Consider the following 21,004-nt stretch of genomic DNA (forward strand, 5'->3'; position numbering starts at 1 on the left):
ACCCTCGTTATTGTTGATATCGTCTGCCACGTTACCTCCTCATGGTTTGCGTGGTCTAATTTGTTCCCTACCACGGAGACGGCTTTTCCAGGTGCCGCAGATTCGCCCGAAAGAGGAGGGAAGCGTACTTGGGTACGCGACCGACGATTGAGGGCGAAGGTGCGGTGGCTGGGAAAGCCGAACAGGTTAGGCATCTAAGAATCGTGCATCATGTGCATGTTTCTCGATGTACTCGCGGCGATAGCCGACCTCGGAACCCATCAGCTCGCGCACGGCGCGGTCCGCCACCACGGCGTCCTCGATCGACACGCGCTGCAGAATGCGGGTCTTGGGGTCCATCGTCGTCGAGGCAAGCTGCTTGGGGTCCATCTCGCCCAGGCCCTTGTAGCGCTGGACGGTATAGCCCTTGCGCTTTTTGGTAATCTTGCCGTCCTTGGCCTTGCCGTCCTCGTCGTTATCGTCGGGGTTCAGGCCCAGACTCTGGATGGTGTCGCGCAGGATCTCGTCTTCGGGCTGGCGGCCGTTGGGATACACGTAGTGGATCTTGTTGCGCACCTTAATGCCAAAGATGGGCGGGCAGGCAACATAGACGTAGCCGGCATCGATCAGCGGACGCATGTACTTGTAGAAGAACGTCAGCAGCAGGATGCGGATATGCGCACCGTCGACGTCTGCATCGGTCATGATGATGATCTTGTGGTAGCGCGCCTTGGTGATATCGAAGTCGCCGCCGTCGCCGGCACTCGTCGTGACGCCGCAGCCGATCGCGGTAATCAGCGACTGGATGGTGTCACTCGAGAACGCGCGATGGTCACCAACGCGTTCGACGTTCAAAATCTTGCCGCGCAGGGGCAGAATCGCCTGGATGTCTCGGCGACGGCCGTCCTTGGCCGAACCGCCTGCCGAGTCGCCCTCTACGATGAAGAGCTCGGTCAGCTCGGCATCGCGCACCGAGCAGTCAGCGAGCTTACCGGGCAGGGACGCCGTCTCGAGCAGGCTCTTGCGGCGGGTCGCCTCGCGCGCCTTGCGGGCGGCATTGCGCGCCTTGCAGGCCTGTTGCGCCTTCTTGACGATCTCGCGAGCGGGCTTGGGATGCTCCTCGAGGTAATCGACAAGGCCGTCGGTCACAATCTTGAGCGTGAGCGCTCGCATATAGGAGCTGCCGAGCTTTGCCTTGGTCTGGCCCTCAAACTGCGGATCGGGCAGCTTGACCGAGATAACGGCCGAAAGGCCCTCGCGCACATCGTCGCCGGTCAGGTTGGCGTCTTTTTCCTTGAGCAGGTTCTGCTTGCGCGCGTAATCGTTGATCACGCGGGTGAGCGCGGTGCGGAAGCCCTCAAGGTGCATGCCGCCCTCGGGGGTGTAGATGTCGTTGGCAAACGACATGACGTTCTCGCCGTAACCGCTATTCCACTGCAGGGAAACCTCGACCTCGCCCATCTTGGCCACAGGTGCGTCCGGATCCGATTTGCCCTCGATGTAGATAGGCTCCTTAAAGGCCTCGGGGACGTCCTTGCCCTCGTTGAGGAACTTGACGAAGTCGATGATACCACCCTCGTAGCAAAACTCCTCCACGTGGAGAGTCGCCTCGCGCTCGTCGGTCAGCACGATCTTGAGGTTCTTATTGAGGAACGCCGTCTCCTGCAGACGGTTGTGCAGCGTATCGAAATCGTAGACGCAGGTCTCGAAGATCTCGTCGTCGGGCCAGAAGGTAACGGTGGTGCCCGTCGAATCCGAGGTGCCCACGACCTCCATCTTCTTGACGGTCTTGCCGCGCGAGAACTCCATCTCGTAGGTGTTGCCGTCGCGACGAACCTGAACGACCACGCGCTTGGACAGTGCGTTGACGACGGAGATGCCAACGCCGTGCAGGCCGCCCGAGACCTTATAGGCCGAATTATCGAACTTACCGCCGGCGTGCAAGATCGTCATGACGACCTCGAGCGTCGGGATCTTTTTAACAGGGTGCTCGTCGACGGGGATACCGCGCCCGTTGTCGACGACCGTGATGGAGTTGTCGGCGTGGACCGTCACCTGGATCTCGGTGCAGAAACCGGCCATGGCCTCGTCGACGGAGTTGTCAACGATCTCCCACACCAGGTGATGCAGACCGCTGGCGCTCGTCGAGCCGATATACATGCCCGGGCGCTTACGAACGGCCTCGAGACCTTCGAGAATCTTAATCTCGCCGCCATCGTAATCGTTTTCGTTTGCCACACGTCCTCCTTCAGTCAAGAAAATGTGTACAGCCTTACTAGTTTATCGTAAAAAAATACCCTCGGGAACGAGGGTATTTGGCTCTACAAGGCCACCAGATGCGATTTAAGGCTCTTTTTTGCTTTGCACGCCCTTGGCCCACTCGGCACTGGCTCTCATGGCGTTCTCGAGGGCCTCGCGCAGTTTTTGGTCTTCGATGGGCGCCACTTGGCGCTCAATCTCGGTGCGCTCGGCATCGCTGAGGTCGGCGTGTGGGGCCGGCGGGCGCTCGGTCGCCGCTGGGCGAAGGCGCTCCTTGGCGGCGGGCGGCGTGTGACCGGGCGCGGTGGTTTTGAACACCAGGCCATCCACATGCGCACCGGCGCGCTCCATGCGCGCGCGGATGATCTCGCGCAACAACGTCATTTCCTGCGTCCACGAGGGCGAGTCGAGATATACCAGCAGCTCATTGGACTCGGGCAGGTAGCGCAGGCCCGTCACATGCCGCCCCTCGCGCGTGCCCGAGCACACCGCGTTCCACGCGCGATAGACCGCGCGCGACTCCTCGGCAGCCTCCATCTGCGCACGGCGCTCAGGCGTTGCAGTCGCCAGGATGCGCTGGCGCTCTGCGTTCAAAAACCCACTGAAGGCGACCGTCTCGCTCTCGCGCTCGTAATTAGCACGTCTCACCCATGCTCACCACCTTGGCTCGATCAAGCAGGTCATCGGTAAAGTATCCCAGGTTGGTCGTGGTTATGACCGTTTGGATATCATCGCCGATCAGCCGCAGAAAAGCACCGCGGCGCTCGCCGTCGAGCTCGCTCATCACGTCGTCCAGAAGCAACAGCGGAGCAGTACCCAGAACATCGCGAGCCACGGCCACCTCGGCCACCTTCCAGGACAGTACCAACGTTCGCTGCTGTCCTTGGCTGGCAAATGAACGAGCGGAGCGACCCGCCACGGTAAATTCAATCTCGTCGCGATGCGGTCCCACCAACGTCACGCCGCGGCGAATTTCCTCGTCGGCGTGCTCATCAAGGGCGGCCAGCATGCGCTCGTACGCCCAGCCCTTCAGCTCTTCGCGATCCTCCACCTGGGGCAAATCCCCCAGCGTGGACGCATAGGACACGTTGGCGGCTTCACCGGACGCCACTTGCCCGTAGGCAGTACGCACATGGCCCGCCAGCCGGTCGAGCAGGGCCAACCGGTGCACGAGCAGAGCCGCGCCCGCGCGGGCAATCGAATCGTTCCACGCGCCGAGCATCTCACGGCAGCACCAGGTTTCCTTGAGCAAGGCGTTACGCTGGGTCACGCAGCGCCCATAGGTGCTCGCAAGATCGGCATAGCGTGCGCTCAGTTGCATGCCAAAGTCATCGAGGGCGGCGCGGCGCACACTGGCGCCCCGCTTAACCATGTCCAGATGGTCGGGGCAAAACAGCACGCTCGGCAGAACCCCGCGCACACCGGCGGCAGAGCATCTCTTGCCGTTGCGGCTAAACGAGCGCTTACCGTCCTCCGCGCTCAATCCCATATCAAGCACGCGGCCGTCGCCCTCGAGCCTCAGCTCGACCTTGCACGAGCCCACGCCGTCATGAACGAGCTCGGCTGCGGTCGGATGCCTAAACGAGGCGCCGCTCGTCAGCAGCTGCAGCGCCTCTATGAGATTGGTCTTTCCCGCCGCGTTGGGTCCCGCAAGTATCGTCACGCCCTCGTCCAGGGCAAGGCGATAGCTCTCGAAACTGCGGTAGTGCGCGACGGAAAGATCGCGGGCGAACATGGTCATGGCGCAGCGCTAGATGCGAACCGGCATGACCAGGTACAGGTAGTTGATCTTGTCGTAGGACTTGAAGATGCCCGCCTGCGAGTAGCTCTTGAGCTCCAGCGTGATCTCCTTCTCCTTGGACAGGGCATTGAGGCAGCCGAAGATGTAGTGGTAGTTGAAGGCGATGGTACCCGACTCGCCCTCGGCCTCGACATCGATCGTCTCCTGCGCAAGGTCCTGGTCATTGGAGATGGAGGACAGGCCCATCTGCCCGTTCTCGACATCGATCTCGAACTTGACGGCGGGGTTGGCGCTCGCGATAACGGCCACGCGCTTGAGGGCGGCGTTAAAGGCGGCGACGTCGATCTTGACGCTCGTCACGCACGAATCGGGGATGAGCTGCTTGTAGTTGGGGTACACGCCCTCGATGCGGCGCGACACGTAGGTGGTGTTGCCGGCCTCAAAGACGACCTGGGTGTCGGTAGCCCCGATCATGATGGTCGCCTGGCTGGCCATGATGTTCAGTGCGTCGTTAAAGGCGTCAGCCGGAACGTTGAGTTCAAAGGAGCCCTCGAGGGTTGAGGTCTCGACCTGCGTATCGCACACGGCCAAACGGAAGGAATCGGTCGCCACCAGGCGCACGGTGTTGTTCTCGACCTTCATGTGCACGCCACCCAGGATGGGGCGGGCCTTGTCGGTCGAGGTGACGCGCCACACGCGGCCGACCATCTCGGACAAGATATCGGTCGGCAGTTCCACGGCGCTCTCGATGGCATAGGCCGGAAACTCGGGGAAGTCATTAGCATCGAGCGTGTTCAGGCGGAAAGAGCTCTTCTCGCAACCAATCAGCACCTGGCGCTCGGACAGCTCAAAGGTGACCGGGGCATCGGGGAGGGTCTTGGTGATATTGGAGAGCATCTTACAGGGGATAACCATCTCGCCCTCTTCTTCGACATGCGCCGCGATGCGATGACGGATCGAGATGGTGTAGTTAGAGGTCTGGAATTCCAAGATGCCGTCTTGGGCCTTAACGAGCACGCCCGACAGGATGGGGAGGGTGGATGCCGAAGCGACACCCTTCATAACGACGCCGATGGCTTGTGTAAGCGAGCTCTGGCTGACGGTGAACTTCATCTTTTAATACCTTTCTATAGATATAAATATCTTAATAATAGTAATAGCACTGACGAAACTGTTGATTACTCCCAAAGACGCAGGCCAGACCCAAAAAGAGAATCGACAGCAACCTGTGTGCAACAGGGGTGGTTTTCCACGTTCAAAACCTGCGCAAAACTTTTCATCACCGCGGGTTGGGTTTTAGACACCTTATGCCCGTGGTTTCGACAAGTTTTCAACAGGTGTCTCTATTTCCCTACGAGCGCAGTGTAATTTTATCGCGCAGCGACTTAAGGTCTTCGGTGACGGTGCGGTCTTCCTGGATCATCTTCTGGACCTTTTTGTAGCTCGTGCTGACGGTCGAGTGGTTGCGGTTGCCAAATTCGGCGCCCACCGCCGTGGTCGTCATCTCGCACATCTCGATGGCCAGGTAGATAGCGATATGGCGTGCTTTGGCGATATTGGCGTTGCGACGCGGGCCGATGAGCTCCTCGTGCGTCACGCCGTACTGCTCTTCGATGACGGACTGAACCGTTTGCACGTTGATCTTTTTGGCCGATGTGTCGAAGTACTGGCTGGCGATGGCGTCGATATCGTCAAAGGTGAGCTCCCCGCCCTCGCGTTCGCGGTCGCCCGCCTCGCCGGCGCAGCGCTCGCAGAAGCTCTCGAGTTCGCGGATGTTGGTGCCCGACACCTCTGCCATGTGCTTAAAGTGCTCATCGGTCAGGTGCCCGCCGTCGCCCCCATAGGCCGCCAGCAGCGAGTCGTCGCCTGCCTCGGGAGCGGCGACGATGGTGTTCTCGTAATAGCGCTGCAAGATCTTGTATTTCATCTCGTAGCTGGGCTCTGCGACTAGGCAGAGCATGCCGGCGTTGAAGCGGCTGGTCAGACGCTCGTCCATGCTCAGGTCCTTGGGGGCGCGGTCTGCCGCGATGACGACTTTCTTGTTGTTGCGGATGAACTCGTCCATGAGCTGGAAAAAGTAGTCCACGCTCGCGCGCTTGCCGATGATGTTTTGGATGTCATCGATGATGAGCACGTCCACGCCGTGGTACGCCTGCATGATGGGGGCGTTGCTCTTCTTTTGGCGGTCGAACTCGGTCATCAGGTCGTCCAGATATGCCTGGGAGTTGGCGTACTTGACCTTGATCTCGGGCGACTTCTCGGCGAGCTCGTTTTTGATGGCAAGCAGCAGGTGCGTCTTGCCCAGGCCCGATTTGCCGTAGATGAACAGTGATGTGCATGTGCCGCGCTCGTCCGCGAGGGCGGCAAACTTGAGTGCCGAGCGATAGGCATGGCTGTTCTCGGGGCCGTAGACAAAGTTCTCAAAGGTAAATTTTGAGTTCGCGGCGAGCGGGGCTCCATCCGTATTCTGCTCGGCCGGCACGGTCGGTGCTGGCATGGGTGAAGCGGGGGTCGCAGCTTGCGTGGATTTGGTCGGCGCTCCGCCCTTCATCTGGTTCATCATGCGACGAAAATCATCGGCCGAGAGCGTGTTCTTGATTGCAATGCCCGAATCCGCGCCCGCCGCTGCGTCGTGAGCGATGGGCATGTGCGTGACGGGTGCGTTCGTTGACGTCGCCGCCGCGCTCGTCAACGGCGCCATGGTTTCACGGGAAACATCGCTGTGCTGGTGCTCGATTGTCGGCACGTCGCTTGCGGAGGCTGGTACCGTCGGGGAAGCAGCGGGAGCCGTGGCGGGCGCCGTCGCGGCAGCGGATTCCGTCGCGGCGCCTTGCGGCGCCACGATGTCGAGCGCAATCGGTGCAAAGGCGATTTCTTCCAGATAAGCCTCAATAGTCGGCTGATGCTTTTTGAGCTGCGCGATGGCAAAGCGCGAGGGGGCCTCGATCGTGAGCGTATCTTCGGTCAGGCTTATGGCGCGCGATTGCCCCAGCATGTTGATGAGGCGTGCATCTTGGCCGTCGCGCTGGCAAAAGGCGATGGCATCCCCCAGGATGATGCTTGCTTCCTCGTCCACTGTCTCTCCCGTTCTTTAGCTCTGAGCTCGCACGCGAGCGGCGCCGAGTTCGGTCAGATGGTATTTCTGGCCATGCTTGATGACCAAGCCGGCCTGCGCCAAGTCATTGAGCGTGCGTGACCAAGTGGGGGCCGAGTTTCCAAACGCCCTCGCAAGATCGGTTGCGCCGCACGCTTGATTTTGCGCCAGATAGCCCAGCGCGGCGTTGCCGCGATCGCTTACGAACACGTCCGGTTGTGGCTGTGCATACTGATTTACTGCATTAGGATACATCATTTGAGCTGCTGGTTGTTGAGAACTCTGCGTCGGCGGCATTTGCTGTTGAAAACTTTGAGGCCACTGTTGGTAAGGCTGCGGAGGCGTCTGCTGGGCCCAGGGGTTGTACTGCTGCTGCGGCATCTGCTGGTACGGCTGCTGATATCCCTGCTGGTACTGCTGCGGGAACTGCTGGCCATACCCCAGTGGCGGCATCTGCTGATATGGATATCCCTGTTGGTACGGCTGATAGCCCATTTGCTGGCCACCCGGCGCCCCCGTCGCCTGCTGCATTGCTGCTGCATCCTGATCAGCCAGTGGCATGGCCTCTGGCATGTTTGGCGGCATCGACATAGATGCCGCCTGGGGTTCTTGTGTGGGAAGCATTCCGGGCTGCTGCATCTGTCCCACGGGGGGCTGCATCTGCTGCGTTGCCACGGGCTGCTGCGCAAAAGCTCCCGGCAGGGGATATGTGGGCTGCTCCGTCTCGGGCCGCACGGCAGCGCCGCGTCCGCCGGCACGCTCGATTTCCTGCACGCGTTTAGGGTTCAGGCTTACCGTAACCACGGTGCCGTTGCCCATGTTGTCCTCGATGGATACGGCACCGCCGGCGTTTTCCAAATACTCCTGCACCATGGGAAACCCTGCTCCGGTTCCACGGATATAGCGCTTCATCTTGCTGTTTGCGCTGGTAACGCCAAAGTCGAAAGCACGTTCCTTGTCGTCGATGCCGGGTCCTTGGTCAGCAAAGCGGATGGTGTCTCCGCCGTCCAGAATCGAGATGATGGGCTCGGCAAAGTGTGCGTGGATAAAGTTTTCGACAATCTCGCGGATGACCATGAGCGAGATATGGCCACCTTGTTCTTTCATGCACTGGTAGACGGTGTTGGTCGTCTCTTCCAAATACGTGCGGACATCTTGCGGATCAATGACGATCACCCGCGGTGTCGACAGCATGTCGTCATAGACGGCGATGCGCGCGGCGTACATGGCTTTTGGCGCCTGCGTGGTCGTCTGCTCGCCTTCCGCACGCTCTTCGCGCACGCCGGTGATATGCTCGTTGTCGGGTGCCGGGTCTCCGGAATCGACCATGGTGTAAAAGTCGTCAGACATGCCGCTCGCAATCTTTCAAAAGGTTTCGAACAAATAGTAGCTCACCGTGCAACGTTTCTCATCTTTCGACAACTTTTCAAAACCTGTTGAAAACTTTGGAAAACGGGCGAAAAGTTTTCAACATTGCCAACATGACCTGTTGAAAACTAGATGAAATATCGTGAAAAGTTGCCATGAGGCGCAAATTTCGGTTGTGCTTATGGGGGAACCGTGTGAACTGCGCAACCTTTTACCTTTGATTTCTTGACATTTGAACATTGATTTCCCTACAATCTTCAAGCTCACGTGTCTATATCTGCGTCCGCGTCCCCGCGGACACTCGAAATGCAGCAGGAGGAACTTAAGATGAAGCGTACGTATCAGCCTAATAAGCGTAAGCGTGCCAAGACCCATGGCTTCCGTGCCCGTATGGCCACTAAGGGTGGTCGTGCCGTGCTCGCCCGTCGTCGTGCCAAGGGCCGCAAGCGTCTCACTGTCTAGCAGCGATACACACATCTCGCATGAAGACTATTAAGTCTCGGCAAGATTTCGAGCATGTGTTCAGTCAGGGGCGTCGTTTCAATCACCCTCTGATTCGAATGACCATATGTGAATCGGTTGGCGAAGGCGACTCCGGAAGGGTCGCCTTCGTTGGTGCTAAGCGACTCGGTTGTGCTGTCGTGCGCAACCGATCTAAGCGTGTGATGCGCGAGGCCGCCCGCAGCTGCGGATTTCCCGTTGCGGGTTATGACATCATCTTGTTTGCAACTCCCAAGACGAGGGTTTCCTCGCCGCAGGAGATGGACAAGGCGTTGCGTTCGCTTATGAAGCGCGCCGGCGTTGCCGGGGAGGAGCGATGAGCAATCACGTTTTGCGACGTGTTGCCATCGCTCCTATTCGCATATATCAACAGGTTATTTCGCCCTTATTGCCTGACGCCTGCATTTATTACCCAACGTGCTCGCAATACGCCGTCCAGGCGATTGAGAAGCACGGTGTTTTGAGAGGCTGCTGGCTTGCCGTGAGGCGCATCGCTCGCTGCAATCCCCTGCACGTCGGCGGTTATGACCCTGTGCCCTAGCGGGCACTCGCTATCGGAGGAAAACTTACATGTGGGATTGGATCGTTAACATCCTTTTCGAGCTGCTCAAGCTCATCCAGACCTTTGCGGTCGACTGGGGCCTGTCCATCATCATCCTGGTGGTCATCATCCGTCTGCTGCTGACGCCGCTCATGCTCAAGTCGACCAAGTCGACGGCTCGCATGCAGGTGCTGCAGCCCAAGATGCTCGAGATCCAGGAGCGCTATGCCGACGATCCTCAGCGCCAGGCCGAGGAGATGCAGAAGTTCTACAGCGAGAACAAGTTCAACCCGATGGCTGGTTGTTTGCCGCTGTTGATCCAGATGCCTGTCCTGTTCGCCCTGTTTACGTTGCTGCGCAACCTGCCGCAGTACTTTAACGACGGCACGTTCTCGTTCTTCAACATCCTGCCCGACCTGACCACCACGCCGAGCGCTTCCTTTGCCGATGGCTTTATGGTTGCGCTGCCTGCGCTGGTCTGCCTGATTCTGTTCGCCGTCCTGACCCTGATTCCGCAGCTCTATATGTCGCGCAACCAGACCGGCCAGCAGGCTCAGAGCATGCGTATGATGGCTGTTGTCATGACGGTCATGATGCTTTGGATGGGCTGGAGCCTTCCCGTTGGTGTTCTGCTGTACTACGACGTCTCGTCTGCTTGGCAGGTTATCCAGCAGATTTTTGTGACGCAGAAGGTTATCGAGAAGGCCAAGGCCGATGAGGAGGAGCGTCTTAAGAACGCGCCGCTGCAGGTTGAGGTCACTCGTCGAGAGAAGAAGCCGCGCCCGCACAAGAAGAAGTAGTGGGATATCAATCTTATTTAGGTACCTAACTTTTGGAGTACGTTATGTCTGAAGAGATCATCGAGGATATGCTTGAGGAGGTTGCCCCGCAGGTCGCGGGCGATTATCCCGAGATTGCACAGCGCTACAAGGCTGGTGAAGAGCTGACCGATGAGGAGCTCGACACCATTGCCGATGTTGCGATTTCCATCCTGCGTTCCATCCTTTCGCACTTCGATGCCGCCAACTCTCCTATCGATGAGTATGAGGGTGACGAGGGTGAGCTGATTCTGGATGTAACGGCTCCCGATCTTGCTGTTCTCATTGGCCGTCATGGTCGCACCCTTGATGCCCTTCAGGTTATGTTCTCTTTGCTGGTGAGCCGCAAGCTTGGCTTTAGGTATCCGGTTGTAGTGGACGTCGAGGGATACAAGAGCCGCCGTCAGGACAAGGTTGCCTCCATGGCTCAGTCTGCTGCCGAGCGTGCCATCCGCACTCACAAGAGTGTTTCGCTTCCGCCCATGAATGCCTACGAGCGCCGACTTGTTCACATTGCACTTCGTGGCAATGATGCGGTCGATACTCATTCTGAGGGTTCTGACCCTGATCGCCATGTGGTGATTGTTGCTCGATAATCTACTCGAGCTTATGCTAGGGGGACGTGGTTTCCACGTCCCCTTTTTTTGTCAAAAGTTCTCGATACGCTGATTTTTGTCAGAAAGGAGCTTCTGTTGTTTGTACTTACCGATCAGCAGGCTGACGAGATGTTGAGTCGCCTAACTTCCTATTGCAAAGAATATTCCTTGAGCGTAACTGATATTGAGCTGAGGAAATGTATCCAGCATTTGGATTTGGTTCTAGAAACAAATAAGACAACCAATCTCACCCGTATTCTTAACGTAGAAGATGCTGCCGTACTTCATATCCTCGACTCACTTGTTTTGCTCCCCTATATCAATAAGGCTCCTGAGGGAGCTTTGCTCGATATGGGAACAGGTGCGGGCTTCCCTGGTATTCCATTAACCATAACCACGCATCGTAAAGCTACTTATATTGACTCTGTTGGCAAGAAGGTTGATGCGGTTAATTCCTTTGTCCATGCTCTTGGATTGAAACATGCTCATGCGGTTCATGATCGTCTTGAAGAATATGCTCGAAGCCATAAGAAGCAGTTCTCCGTTGTAACCGCCCGCGCACTGGCCCCTCTACCGATTCTTGTTGAGTATGCGGCTCCGTACCTGAAGGATGGAGGGCTATTTGTTATCACCAAGGGCAATCCTTCGGATGAGGAGCTTGCTTCCGGCATGTCAGCAGCTAAGATTTGCGGCTTCACTTTGCTTCTGAATGACGCAATTGATTTGCCTGAAGGCTTGGGTCACAGGGAGTTCATTGTTCTTAAGAAGAGTCATTCAGCATCCGTTTCATTGCCTCGTGCAAATGGCATGGCAAAGAAGAATCCGCTTGCCTAGATGTTTCACGTGAAACATAATGGACACTAACAGCTTGCAGTGTTTCACGTGAAACATAGCAGTTGCTATCGATTCGGAATGTTTCACGTGAAACATCCTCCGTTTGACAGCTTTAATACACACCAGGAGGGACCGTGGGATTTCGCGACGTTAAGCGTTCTAAGAGCGCAAAAGACACGCGTATCATTGCAATCATCAATCAAAAAGGCGGCGTCGGTAAGTCAACGACGGCTGTAAACCTTGCAGCAGCACTGGGTGAGCAGGGTCGTAAGACACTGATTGTCGATTTTGATCCGCAGGGAAACAGCACCAGTGGATTCGGAATTGAAAAAGAAGACCTTGATCACTGCATCTATGATGCATTGTTGAATGATGTGCCGGCAGAATCGCTTGTTCTTGATACAAATTGCAAAAAGGTATTCGTAATTCCGGCTACAATTCAGCTTGCAGGCGCGGAAATTGAACTCGTAAGCGCAATTGCTCGTGAAACCCGTCTCAAAGATTTGCTTGAGCCGATTCAGGACGAGTTCGATTTTATTTTCATTGACTGCCCTCCTTCGCTCGGCCTGCTTACTATCAACGCTTTGACCGCAGCAGACAGCGTTTTGATTCCGATCCAGTGCGAGTATTACGCACTCGAGGGCGTTACGAAGCTGCTTGAGTCAATGAAGATGGTCAAATCTCGTCTGAACAAGGGCTTAGACACCTACGGTGTGCTTATGACCATGTATGACTCGCGTACTTCTCTATCGAATCAGGTTGTTGAGGAGGTTCAATCGTACTTTGGTGATAAGGCGTTTAAGACGTTGATCCCCCGTACGGTTAAAATCTCTGAAGCTCCGTCTTTTGGAGAACCGGTAATTACCTATGCACCTCAAAATAAGGGTGCAAAAGCATATATGAACCTTGCAAAAGAGGTGATCAAGCGTGCCTAGTGTAAAGAAACGTGGCGGATTGGGACGTGGACTCAATGCTTTGGTCTCAGAGGCCGAGTATGAGACCGGTGGTTCGGCTACATCGGCTGCAAATACCGCATATGAAACAAAACTACCTATTGAGGATATCGTTCCCAACCCTAATCAGCCACGAATTCATTTTAACGAAACTGAACTTCGCGAGTTGAGCGAGTCAATCCAAGAACATGGAGTTTTGCAGCCGCTTTTGGTTCGCAAGCATGGAAACGGCTATGAGATCATCGCTGGTGAGCGTCGTTACCAGGCGTCGAAGCTTGCTGGTCTTGAGGAGCTGCCTGTCATCATTAAAGAGGTTAATGATGAAGAGATGCTAGCTCTTGCTCTTATCGAAAACCTTCAGCGTTCTGATCTAAATCCCGTCGAAGAGGCTAAGGGCTACCGCCAGCTTATCGATGCCAGCGGTATGACCCAGGAGGCATTGTCGAAGGCGGTAAGCAAGTCACGCTCTGCAATTACAAACTCGCTGCGTCTTCTCGATCTCCCCGAAGTAGTTCAGCAGATGATTTTTGAGGGCAAACTTACTGCTGGTCATGCACGTGCGATTCTTGCAGTTCCCTATGAGGAAGCGCGTATTCGACTTGCAGAGAAAGTTGTTACAGAGGGCCTTTCAGTAAGAGCGACAGAAAATCTTGCTCCGTTGTTTTCTGCCGGAGAGACACCTAAGACGCCAAGGCCTGCAACGCCTCAGTCCTTTAAAAAGGCTGCCCGTGTGCTTCGTCAGGTATTTAATACCAACGTGCGTGTGAAGAGCTCGCGTGGAAAGAATAAGATTGAGATTGAGTTTAAAGACGAGGAAGAGCTCTCTCGTATTCTTGGCGAAATGATTCAGTTTGATCAAGGAGGCCAAGATGAGGAATAAGATTTTAACAGCGATTGCATTGGTGACGACTGTCGCGGCTGGTGCCTTTGCTGGCTATAAGATCGCGACAGACGATGAGCTTCGAGGTCGTTTGCTTCGTGGTGCGCAAGATATCGTCGATACTTCCAAAAAGAAAATGGATGTTATGACAGAAGATGTTGCCATGCGTACTGCTCAGGTAACGAAGAATCCCAAGATTAATCAAGGTTGGGTCAGCAACCAATGGGAAAATGTAGGCTATTAGGTACCTAACAATTACTCAGCATATTTTGAGGGATCCTTGTCTGATTCATGAGACAAGGACCCCTTATTTTGGCCGTAAAAAATGGGACAGGTAGCAGCTGATTCAAAATTAAGGTCAATAAATGAAACGACCCCGGTTGCATATTCCGTAACCGGGGTCGTTCGATGTTTCACATGAAACGTTTTGGGATGCGACTCCCCTATGCGTTCTTCTGAACTTTGAAGCGCTGCTTCAGCTGTCCGCAAGCGGCGTCAATATCGTTACCACGGGAGTTACGAATCGTGGTCTCGATGCCACGGGACTCAAGACGACGCTGAAGATCCTCAACCTTATGAATCGGCGACGGCTTGAGCGGGCTACCCTCGATGTCGTTAAGCTGAATGAGGTTAACGTGGCACAGCGTTCCCTCGCAGAAGTCGCAGAGCGCCTGCATTTCGGGATTCGTATCGTTGACGCCTTCGATCATGGCATACTCATAGGTCGGGCGCCGGCTAGTCTTCTCGGTGTAGAGCTGAAGCGCTTCGTGAAGGCGAAGCAGCGTGTACTTCTTAACACCGGGCATGAGCTTATTGCGCGTCGACTGGATGGCGGAATGCAGGGAAACGGCAAGCGTGAACTGCTCGGGGATGTCGGCAAATTTGCGAATACCGGGAATAACGCCACTGGTAGAGACAGTGAGGTGACGAGCGCCGATACCGATGCCATCGGGGTCGTTGAGGATGCGCAGCGCCTTGAGAACCTCGTCGTAGTTGGCAAACGGCTCGCCCTGGCCCATGAAGACAACGCTCGTGGCGCGCTCGCCAAAGTCGTTGGATACATGAAGTACCTGGTCGACGATCTCTTGAGCGGTCAGAGAGCGCTTGAGGCCGTTGAGACCGGTAGCGCAAAAGGCGCAGCCCATGCCACAGCCAGCCTGGGTGGAAACGCAGACGGAAAGCTTGTTACGACGGGGCATACCGACAGTCTCGACGGAAACGCCGTCGTGGTACTCGAGCAGATACTTGCGAGAGCCATCTTTGGAAACCTGCTTGGTTAGTTCAGTCGGCGTGTCAAAGGCAAAAGCCTCTTTAAGCTGCTCGCGGAAAGCCTTGGGAAGGTTGGTCATATCGTCAAACGAACAAACGTTCTTCTCGAAGACCCATTCGATGAGCTGCTTCGCGCGGAAGGCGGGCTGGCCGAGTTCTGCCACGAGCTCGCGAATATCGTTTTGGCTCAAGTCGCGAATGTCCTGAGATTTAGTCCTGGGATTCATGGAAGCCTTTCGATTTTGGGGAAACGTAGAGGGTATCGCTACAATATGGTATCAGCTGCAGAAATTATAGAGGAGGAGTCTGCCCATGCCGGGTAAAAGCCTAGAGAACATGCACGTAGCGGTCTTGGCGGGCGGTCATTCCGCTGAGCGCGAGATCTCGCTCAATTCGGGAAAGAACGTCGTGGTGGCCTTGAAGGAGGCCGGCTACACTTCGGTGGAGCTGCTCGACACGGCTGCCAATGATTTTATGGTAACCATGGCGACCGGAGGCTTTGACGTGGCGTTTATCGCCATGCACGGTGCCGGCGGCGAGGATGGTGCCATGCAGGGTGCCATGGAGACCCTGGGTATCCCCTACACGGCGTCGGGTGTGCTCGCGAGCGCCTGCGGTGCCGACAAGGAGGTCTCGAAGCTCCTATACGCCAAGGCGGGCATTCCCATTGCTCCCGGCCTGGCGCTCGAAGTGGGCGATGAAGTCGATATCAATCATATCGTCGAGGTTTGTGGCGAGCGCTGCTTTGTGAAGCCGGCCGTCAACGGTTCCAGCTATGGCATTTCCCTGGTCCATGAGCCCTCCGAGCTGCCCGCGGCAATCGCCAAGGCGTTTGAGTACGGCGACAAAGTGCTGGTCGAGAAGTGCATCGAGGGTACCGAGATCACCGTCGGCGTATACGGCGAAGATGACGTGCGCGCCCTGCCGATTGTCGAGATCCGTAAGCCCGAGGACTGCGAGTTCTACGATCTGGACGTGAAGTATGTCGACCCTACGGACATCCATCGCATTCCGGCACAGATTTCGCCCGAGAACTACGCTCGTGCTCAGGAGCTCGCCTGTGCTGCCCATAAGGCACTCGGCTGCTTGGGCATCTCGCGCAGCGATTTTATCGTGAGTGAGGACGGCCCCGTTATCCTCGAGACCAATACTATTCCCGGCATGACCGATACGTCGCTGTATCCGGATGAAATCCGCCACACCGACGACATGACGTTCCCGCAGGTCTGTGACAGCCTGATCCGTATGGGTCTTCGTCGAGCGGGCGTTGCATGCTAATCGAGGACGCGGTTTCATCAGGAACGCCGCAGTTTGTCATCGATTCCTATGCCACGCTTGCCGAGCGCGCCAAAACCCAATCGTTTGGTCTCATCGAGGAAGATTTTATCGTCCTCGATACCGAGACCACGGGTCTTTCGGTGCAGGACAACGAGCTTATCGAGATATCGGCGGCCCGCCTTTCGGGCCGCGAGATCGTCGATCGGTTCGATACCTTCGTGCATCCCAAGCAGCTGATTCCCGCCGAGATTACCGAGCTCACGAGCATTACAAACGCCGATGTGGCAGATGCCCCGTCGGCCGTCGAGGCCGTGGCCGCTCTCGCCGATTTTGTCGGCGGCTGCCCGGTGATTGCGCATAACGTCACCTTCGACCGTTCGTTTATCGAGTCGGTCAAGGGCGGTGTCAACGTCAGCGACATCTGGATCGATTCGCTGGCGCTGTCGCGCATCGCGCTTCCGCGCCTGGCCTCGCATAAGCTGTCTTTTATGGCCGACCTGTTTGGCTGCGATTCGGTGTCGCACCGCGCCAACGCCGACGTTGACGCCCTGTGTGGCGTATGGCGCGTGTTGCTCGTGGCGCTCACCGACTTGCCCCAGGGCCTCATGGCGCGCCTAGCCGACATGCATCCGGATGTGCCTTGGTCCTATCGTCCTATCTTCTCATTCTTGGCAGGGCAGAACCCTGGTTCTATCTTCTCTCTCAGCGCCGCTCGTGCTGACGTTCTCAAGGCCGATCGCGCCGACGATCGGGTGGACGCCGACGAACTGCCGGTCCTCAAGATGCCGAGTCGTGAGGAGATTGAGGCAGACTATGCGCCGGGTGGCCTGGTCAATCGCATGTATCCCACTTACGAGCCGCGTGATGAGCAGATCGCGATGGCGCTCGAGGTCCGCGATGCGCTGGTCACGGGCACTCATCGTGTAATTGAGGCGGGCACAGGCGTCGGCAAATCGATGGCCTATCTGGTGCCTTTTGCCGAGGCGGCACGCCGTAACAACATCACGGTTGGTATTGCGACCAAATCGAACAATCTTGCAGACCAGCTCATGTACCATGAGCTGCCAAAACTTGCCGAGCAACTGGACGGTGGCCTGTCATTTTGCGCTCTCAAGGGCTATGACCACTATCCGTGCCTGCGCAAGCTTGAGCGCATGAGCCGCGGCCAGGTCGAGATTACCACCAAGCGCGATCCGGCGGACACGCTCACGGCGGTCGCGGTCATTATGGCGTACGTCTGCCAATCAGCCGATGGCGACCTCGACTCACTTGGCATTCGGTGGCGCAGCGTCAACCGCCCCGACTTTACGACAGCCTCGCGCGAGTGTGCTCGTCGCCTCTGCCCGTTTTTCCCTGATAAATGTTTGGTCCACGGCGCTCGCCGTCGTGCGGCGCATGCCGACGTGGTGGTCACCAACCATTCCCTGCTGTTCCGCAATGTTGCGGCCGAGGGCAGGATTTTACCTCCGATTCGTCATTGGGTAATCGACGAGGCCCATTCCATCGAGCGCGAGGCGCGCCGTCAGTGGGCGCGCGTGGTGTCGGCGGACGAATCACGCGTTCTGTTTGAGCGCCTGGGCGGCTCGACCACCGGCGCGCTAAGCCAGGTTTCCCGTGATTTGGCAACCTCCGAGGGCTCTACGCTCTATCTGGGCCTTACTGCCAAGGCGACGTCGACGGTTGCGCGCGCGAGCATGGCAATCGCCGACGTGTTCGATGGCGTTCGCGAGCTCGGCCGCCGTGCCCGTGGGGGTTATGACAATGCCAATCTATGGATTGGCCCCGAGCTGCGCGAATCTGACGACTGGCATGATTTCTTACCGTCGGCCTACACTGCCATCGACGCATTGGAACAAGCTGACAAGAGCGTCGACGCGCTGGTGCAAGCCGTCGCCGCCGACAAGCCCGAGGTTGTTGTCGACCTGGGTGATATCTCGCGCCGCCTGCACGAGCTGGCCGAGAACCTCAAACTCATCATTGACGGCACCGATGAACACTACGTGTATTCGCTGCAGGTCAATCGCAGGCTGCGTGCCGGCGGAGAGTCAATGACCGCAGAGCGCATCGACATTGGCGAGGCCTTGGCAACCGAGTGGCTGCCCGAGGTTCACACGGCTATCTTTGCCTCGGCGACCATGACGGTGTCCAAAAGCTTTGAACACTTTAACCACGCGGTCGGTCTCGATCGCATCGGTGCTTCAACATCCTCGTCGCTGCACTTGGACTCGAGCTACGACTTCGATTCGAACATGGCTGTAGTCGTTGCGGGCGATATCCCCGATCCGCGCGATCGTGAGAGCTATCTTACAGCGCTCGAGCGCGTGCTGGTCGACGCCCATCTTGCCATGGGCGGATCGGTGCTCACACTGTTCACCAATCGGCGCGACATGGAAGACCTGTACGCCCGTGTTGAGCCCAAGATGGCCCGTGCGGGTCTGGAGCTCAACTGCCAGCAGCGCAACTCATCTCCTCGTCGCCTGCGCGACCGGTTTATCAACGAGCCGACCTCGTCGCTTTTTGCTCTTAAGGCCTTTTGGGAGGGATTCGACGCCAGCGGCGAGACGCTGCGCTGCGTCATCATTCCCAAGCTGCCGTTCTCGAGCCCCACGGACCCGCTCTCGTGCGAGCGCAACCTGCGCGAAGACCGCGCTTGGGCGCGCTATTCGCTGCCCGAGGCGGTGCTCGAGGTCAAGCAGGCGGCCGGCCGCCTTATCCGCTCGTCGACCGATTGCGGCGTGCTGATTCTGGCCGACCCGCGCCTGGTGACGAAGGGCTACGGAAAGAAGTTCTTAACGTCGCTGCCCACGAGCTCCTACCAGCGCATCGAATCTGCGCAGATCGGGCACTATCTGCAACTGTGGCGTGCACGCCACGAGCGGCGGCGCTAAAGCGGACAGACGAGGGTTTTTGCCATATCGCACAGACGCTTTGACAGGGCGGGGTCATCCAAGATGCGGATGGCTCCGCCCGCTGCGATTATCTGGCTCAGTAGCCAACGCTCGGAGCCGTAATGCACGGTTACCGTTGTCGTGTCTGCCCCGCTGCGCTCGATTAGGGTGATGCCGGCCCAGTCCAGATGCTCCGCCATATCGAATGGCATCAAGAGCTTTGCGCTACGCTGCGTCCGAGCAAGGGAATCGTGGAGGGATGTGACGTCCGGTGCATGAGGCACGACGGAGTCTTCCGTCAAGGCGAGTCCCTCGATTTTATCCATGCGATAGGTGCGCTGCTCATCGACCGCGATGTCCCAGGCAATCAGGTATGTTTGGTCGCCGTTTGCCGTAATGCGCAAGGGGTCGACCAGACGCTCACGTGGCCGTGCATCGTCCATCGAGCGATACGAGATGCGGCAGCGAACGCCGTCCTGAATGGCGCAGCTCAGCTGCTGCCAGTGCGACCCGTGGTTGACGGTGTCAAAGACGCGCTGGTTATAGCCGAGCTCTTCGGGTAGAAGAGCATGCCGAATCCGAGCCGCCGCCTGGGGCTCGATCCCCAACGATTCAAGTTCATGGTTGAGCACAGCGCCCTCGGCGGCACTCAGGCGCAGCGGTAGCACACGACCGGCGTCACCGGTGAGGACCACACGCTCGCCGCGGCATTCGCAGATGATGCGCGCGCCCGATTCTCGGTCCGCGAGCGTCGAGACGATCTCGAGAATCTCGTCGAGCGACACCCCCGTGATGTCAAAGCGACTGCAAATCTCGGTTCGTGTCATGCCGCTCTCGCCGGCGGCGTAGAGGGCCTCCATGATGTCGATGGCGCGCGAGAGTCTCTGCTCGCTGGTGAGTTTACGCACGGGCATACTCGTGCACCGTCCTTTCAATGAGGTGGTTCCACGCCTGCTTGAGCGATTTGGGGGCCATGGGCCTCATGCCGTCCATGGCGTGGGCCATGCAAAATGAGGCGGCGGCTTCGAGATCGCGCACGTCAACGGTCCAGGTCCATCCCACATCGGTGTGTGCGAGCTCACCTCGCCCGCGCGTGAGGCCGTTGATCATATCGATCTGCGTCTGAGGGGCGAATGAGAACGTGGCTGCAACGGGCGGTCGGTCGGCAAAATCGAATTCAAAGAACAGATAGTCGTTGAGATTGAAGTTCGCGGGGATGACGTAGGCCTTCGAAGGACGCCAAGCGCGTACGATACGGTCGCAGCGGAATGTCCTGATGTCGTCGGTGACGTTGTCGAGGCCGCAGAAGTACGCCACGCCCTCGCGCTCGAACATGCCGTAGACGCAGACGGTACGTTCTTTCTGCTCGCCGCGTCCGTTCTGATATAAAAATCGCAGCGCACAACGCTCGGCAAAGGCGCTCCAAACCGCATCGACGGTGGGAGAGCGGCTGATCGGCGCCTCGTCTACCGTCGTCCTGCCGGTGAGATAGGCAATCTTGGAGCGAATATCGGCAAGCGGTGCGGCAAAAGTGGATGAGCCGGCCGCTAGTGTCTGGTCGATGGCGTTGAGCAGGATATCGGCGTCGTCTGCGGTAATGAGGCCGCCTGCCGCAAACGTGTGCTCGCGGTCGATTGTCCACGAGCTTTCCTCGGTCTCCTGCGCGCCGGTGGGGCGAACCTCCTTGATTAAGATGCCGCGTTCGAGCAGTTTGTCACGATCGCGTCGAAACTTGCGCTTATCCGAGTCGATATTGCCCGAGCCATATCCTAGGTCAGAATCCAAGACGATCTGCTCGGTCGTCAGCGGTTCGGGGGAGCTATTGAGCACAAAGAAAAGATTGAGGATGCGCTGAGCCGTTTTATCGAAACTGGGCTCCGAATCCCCCTTTTTAATTGTCTCGGTCGTGTCGCTTGCCGTCATAGAGTCCTCGCATGAGAAGGTGGTTTGCTGCCATGATTTTAGTCCGATATGGAGATTAGGCTATATCCTTGTCCGCTCGGGG

20 protein-coding genes are annotated in these 21,004 nt (G+C 57.4%); 11 read left to right on the forward strand and 9 right to left on the reverse strand.

Going from position 1 to position 21,004, the window contains the following annotated elements; all coding sequences use genetic code 11:
• Positions 1-186 precede the first annotated feature (186 nt).
• The 6 genes from gyrB to AAAX77_RS01380 all read right to left on the reverse strand — a co-directional run bounded on the left by gyrB (position 187) and on the right by AAAX77_RS01380 (position 8,402).
• Positions 187-2,217, reverse strand: coding sequence for a DNA topoisomerase (ATP-hydrolyzing) subunit B (gene gyrB / locus AAAX77_RS01355; RefSeq protein WP_349104395.1), 2,031 nt, complete (start codon positions 2,215-2,217; stop codon positions 187-189).
• A 105-nt stretch (positions 2,218-2,322) separates the two neighbouring features.
• Entirely contained in the window at positions 2,323-2,886 is a 564-nt protein-coding gene (locus tag AAAX77_RS01360) for a DciA family protein (RefSeq protein ID WP_349104398.1), read from the reverse strand.
• The gene (gene recF / locus AAAX77_RS01365) at positions 2,873-3,979 is read right to left on the reverse strand and encodes a DNA replication and repair protein RecF (protein ID WP_349104401.1); all 1,107 of its coding nucleotides are present in this window, start codon (positions 3,977-3,979) and stop codon (positions 2,873-2,875) included. The genes AAAX77_RS01360 and recF overlap by 14 nt, the downstream gene beginning before the upstream one ends.
• Before the next feature lie 9 nt (positions 3,980-3,988).
• Positions 3,989-5,092, reverse strand: coding sequence for a DNA polymerase III subunit beta (dnaN, locus tag AAAX77_RS01370; RefSeq protein ID WP_022094338.1), 1,104 nt, complete (start codon positions 5,090-5,092; stop codon positions 3,989-3,991).
• Between the two features lie 238 nt (positions 5,093-5,330).
• Positions 5,331-7,055 (reverse strand): DnaA/Hda family protein, encoded by a 1,725-nt coding sequence (locus tag AAAX77_RS01375; protein WP_349104402.1) that lies wholly within the window; start codon positions 7,053-7,055, stop codon positions 5,331-5,333.
• 15 nt (positions 7,056-7,070) lie between these two features.
• The gene (locus tag AAAX77_RS01380; RefSeq protein ID WP_349104405.1) at positions 7,071-8,402 is read right to left on the reverse strand and encodes an ATP-binding protein; all 1,332 of its coding nucleotides are present in this window, start codon (positions 8,400-8,402) and stop codon (positions 7,071-7,073) included.
• Positions 8,403-8,768: 366 nt separating this feature from the next.
• Between AAAX77_RS01380 and rpmH the strand changes: the two genes are divergently transcribed.
• The 9 genes from rpmH to AAAX77_RS01425 all read left to right on the forward strand — a co-directional run bounded on the left by rpmH (position 8,769) and on the right by AAAX77_RS01425 (position 13,808).
• On the forward strand, positions 8,769-8,903 hold the full coding sequence (rpmH, locus tag AAAX77_RS01385; RefSeq protein WP_019127408.1) for a 50S ribosomal protein L34: 135 nt from the start codon (positions 8,769-8,771) through the stop codon (positions 8,901-8,903).
• A 20-nt stretch (positions 8,904-8,923) separates the two neighbouring features.
• Positions 8,924-9,262 carry a ribonuclease P protein component gene (gene rnpA, locus AAAX77_RS01390; RefSeq protein ID WP_006236191.1) on the forward strand — a complete coding sequence of 113 codons (339 nt, stop codon included), beginning with the start codon at positions 8,924-8,926 and terminating at the stop codon, positions 9,260-9,262.
• A complete protein-coding gene (gene yidD, locus AAAX77_RS01395; protein ID WP_082421942.1) occupies positions 9,259-9,483 on the forward strand; it encodes a membrane protein insertion efficiency factor YidD in 225 nt (74 codons plus the stop codon). The genes rnpA and yidD overlap by 4 nt, the downstream gene beginning before the upstream one ends.
• A 29-nt stretch (positions 9,484-9,512) precedes the next feature.
• Positions 9,513-10,283, forward strand: coding sequence for a YidC/Oxa1 family membrane protein insertase (locus AAAX77_RS01400; protein WP_195444049.1), 771 nt, complete (start codon positions 9,513-9,515; stop codon positions 10,281-10,283).
• Positions 10,284-10,327: 44 nt separating this feature from the next.
• Positions 10,328-10,897: a R3H domain-containing nucleic acid-binding protein gene (locus AAAX77_RS01405; RefSeq protein WP_022093802.1), complete on the forward strand. Its 570-nt coding sequence runs from the start codon at positions 10,328-10,330 to the stop codon at positions 10,895-10,897.
• A gap of 96 nt (positions 10,898-10,993) precedes the next feature.
• A complete protein-coding gene (gene rsmG / locus AAAX77_RS01410; protein ID WP_229030414.1) occupies positions 10,994-11,731 on the forward strand; it encodes a 16S rRNA (guanine(527)-N(7))-methyltransferase RsmG in 738 nt (245 codons plus the stop codon).
• Positions 11,732-11,865: 134 nt separating this feature from the next.
• A complete protein-coding gene (locus AAAX77_RS01415) occupies positions 11,866-12,666 on the forward strand; it encodes a ParA family protein (RefSeq protein WP_022093800.1) in 801 nt (266 codons plus the stop codon).
• Entirely contained in the window at positions 12,659-13,564 is a 906-nt protein-coding gene (locus AAAX77_RS01420) for a ParB/RepB/Spo0J family partition protein (RefSeq protein ID WP_349104409.1), read from the forward strand. The genes AAAX77_RS01415 and AAAX77_RS01420 overlap by 8 nt, the downstream gene beginning before the upstream one ends.
• Positions 13,554-13,808, forward strand: coding sequence for a hypothetical protein (locus tag AAAX77_RS01425; protein WP_117564012.1), 255 nt, complete (start codon positions 13,554-13,556; stop codon positions 13,806-13,808). The genes AAAX77_RS01420 and AAAX77_RS01425 overlap by 11 nt, the downstream gene beginning before the upstream one ends.
• Before the next feature lie 199 nt (positions 13,809-14,007).
• On the opposite strand, the gene rlmN is transcribed toward AAAX77_RS01425, so the two are convergent.
• Positions 14,008-15,060 (reverse strand): 23S rRNA (adenine(2503)-C(2))-methyltransferase RlmN, encoded by a 1,053-nt coding sequence (rlmN, locus tag AAAX77_RS01430; protein ID WP_349104412.1) that lies wholly within the window; start codon positions 15,058-15,060, stop codon positions 14,008-14,010.
• A gap of 85 nt (positions 15,061-15,145) precedes the next feature.
• On the opposite strand from rlmN, the gene AAAX77_RS01435 reads away from it, so the two are divergent.
• The gene (locus tag AAAX77_RS01435; protein ID WP_349104415.1) at positions 15,146-16,111 is read left to right on the forward strand and encodes a D-alanine--D-alanine ligase; all 966 of its coding nucleotides are present in this window, start codon (positions 15,146-15,148) and stop codon (positions 16,109-16,111) included.
• On the forward strand, positions 16,105-18,999 hold the full coding sequence (locus AAAX77_RS01440) for a helicase C-terminal domain-containing protein (protein ID WP_349104416.1): 2,895 nt from the start codon (positions 16,105-16,107) through the stop codon (positions 18,997-18,999). The genes AAAX77_RS01435 and AAAX77_RS01440 overlap by 7 nt, the downstream gene beginning before the upstream one ends.
• Here AAAX77_RS01440 and AAAX77_RS01445 read toward each other — a convergent pair.
• Both AAAX77_RS01445 and AAAX77_RS01450 read right to left on the reverse strand, forming a co-directional pair.
• Positions 18,996-19,913 carry a WYL domain-containing protein gene (locus AAAX77_RS01445; RefSeq protein WP_349104418.1) on the reverse strand — a complete coding sequence of 306 codons (918 nt, stop codon included), beginning with the start codon at positions 19,911-19,913 and terminating at the stop codon, positions 18,996-18,998. The two genes, AAAX77_RS01440 and AAAX77_RS01445, sit on opposite strands and share 4 nt — an antisense overlap.
• Positions 19,900-20,922, reverse strand: a complete 1,023-nt coding sequence (locus tag AAAX77_RS01450; protein WP_349104420.1) for a WYL domain-containing protein — start codon at positions 20,920-20,922, stop codon at positions 19,900-19,902. Before AAAX77_RS01450 ends, AAAX77_RS01445 begins: the two co-directional genes overlap by 14 nt.
• Positions 20,923-21,004 lie beyond the last annotated feature (82 nt).

The organism is Collinsella sp. CLA-ER-H6 (assembly GCF_040092305.1).
Classification (GTDB): Bacteria; Actinomycetota; Coriobacteriia; order Coriobacteriales; family Coriobacteriaceae; genus Collinsella.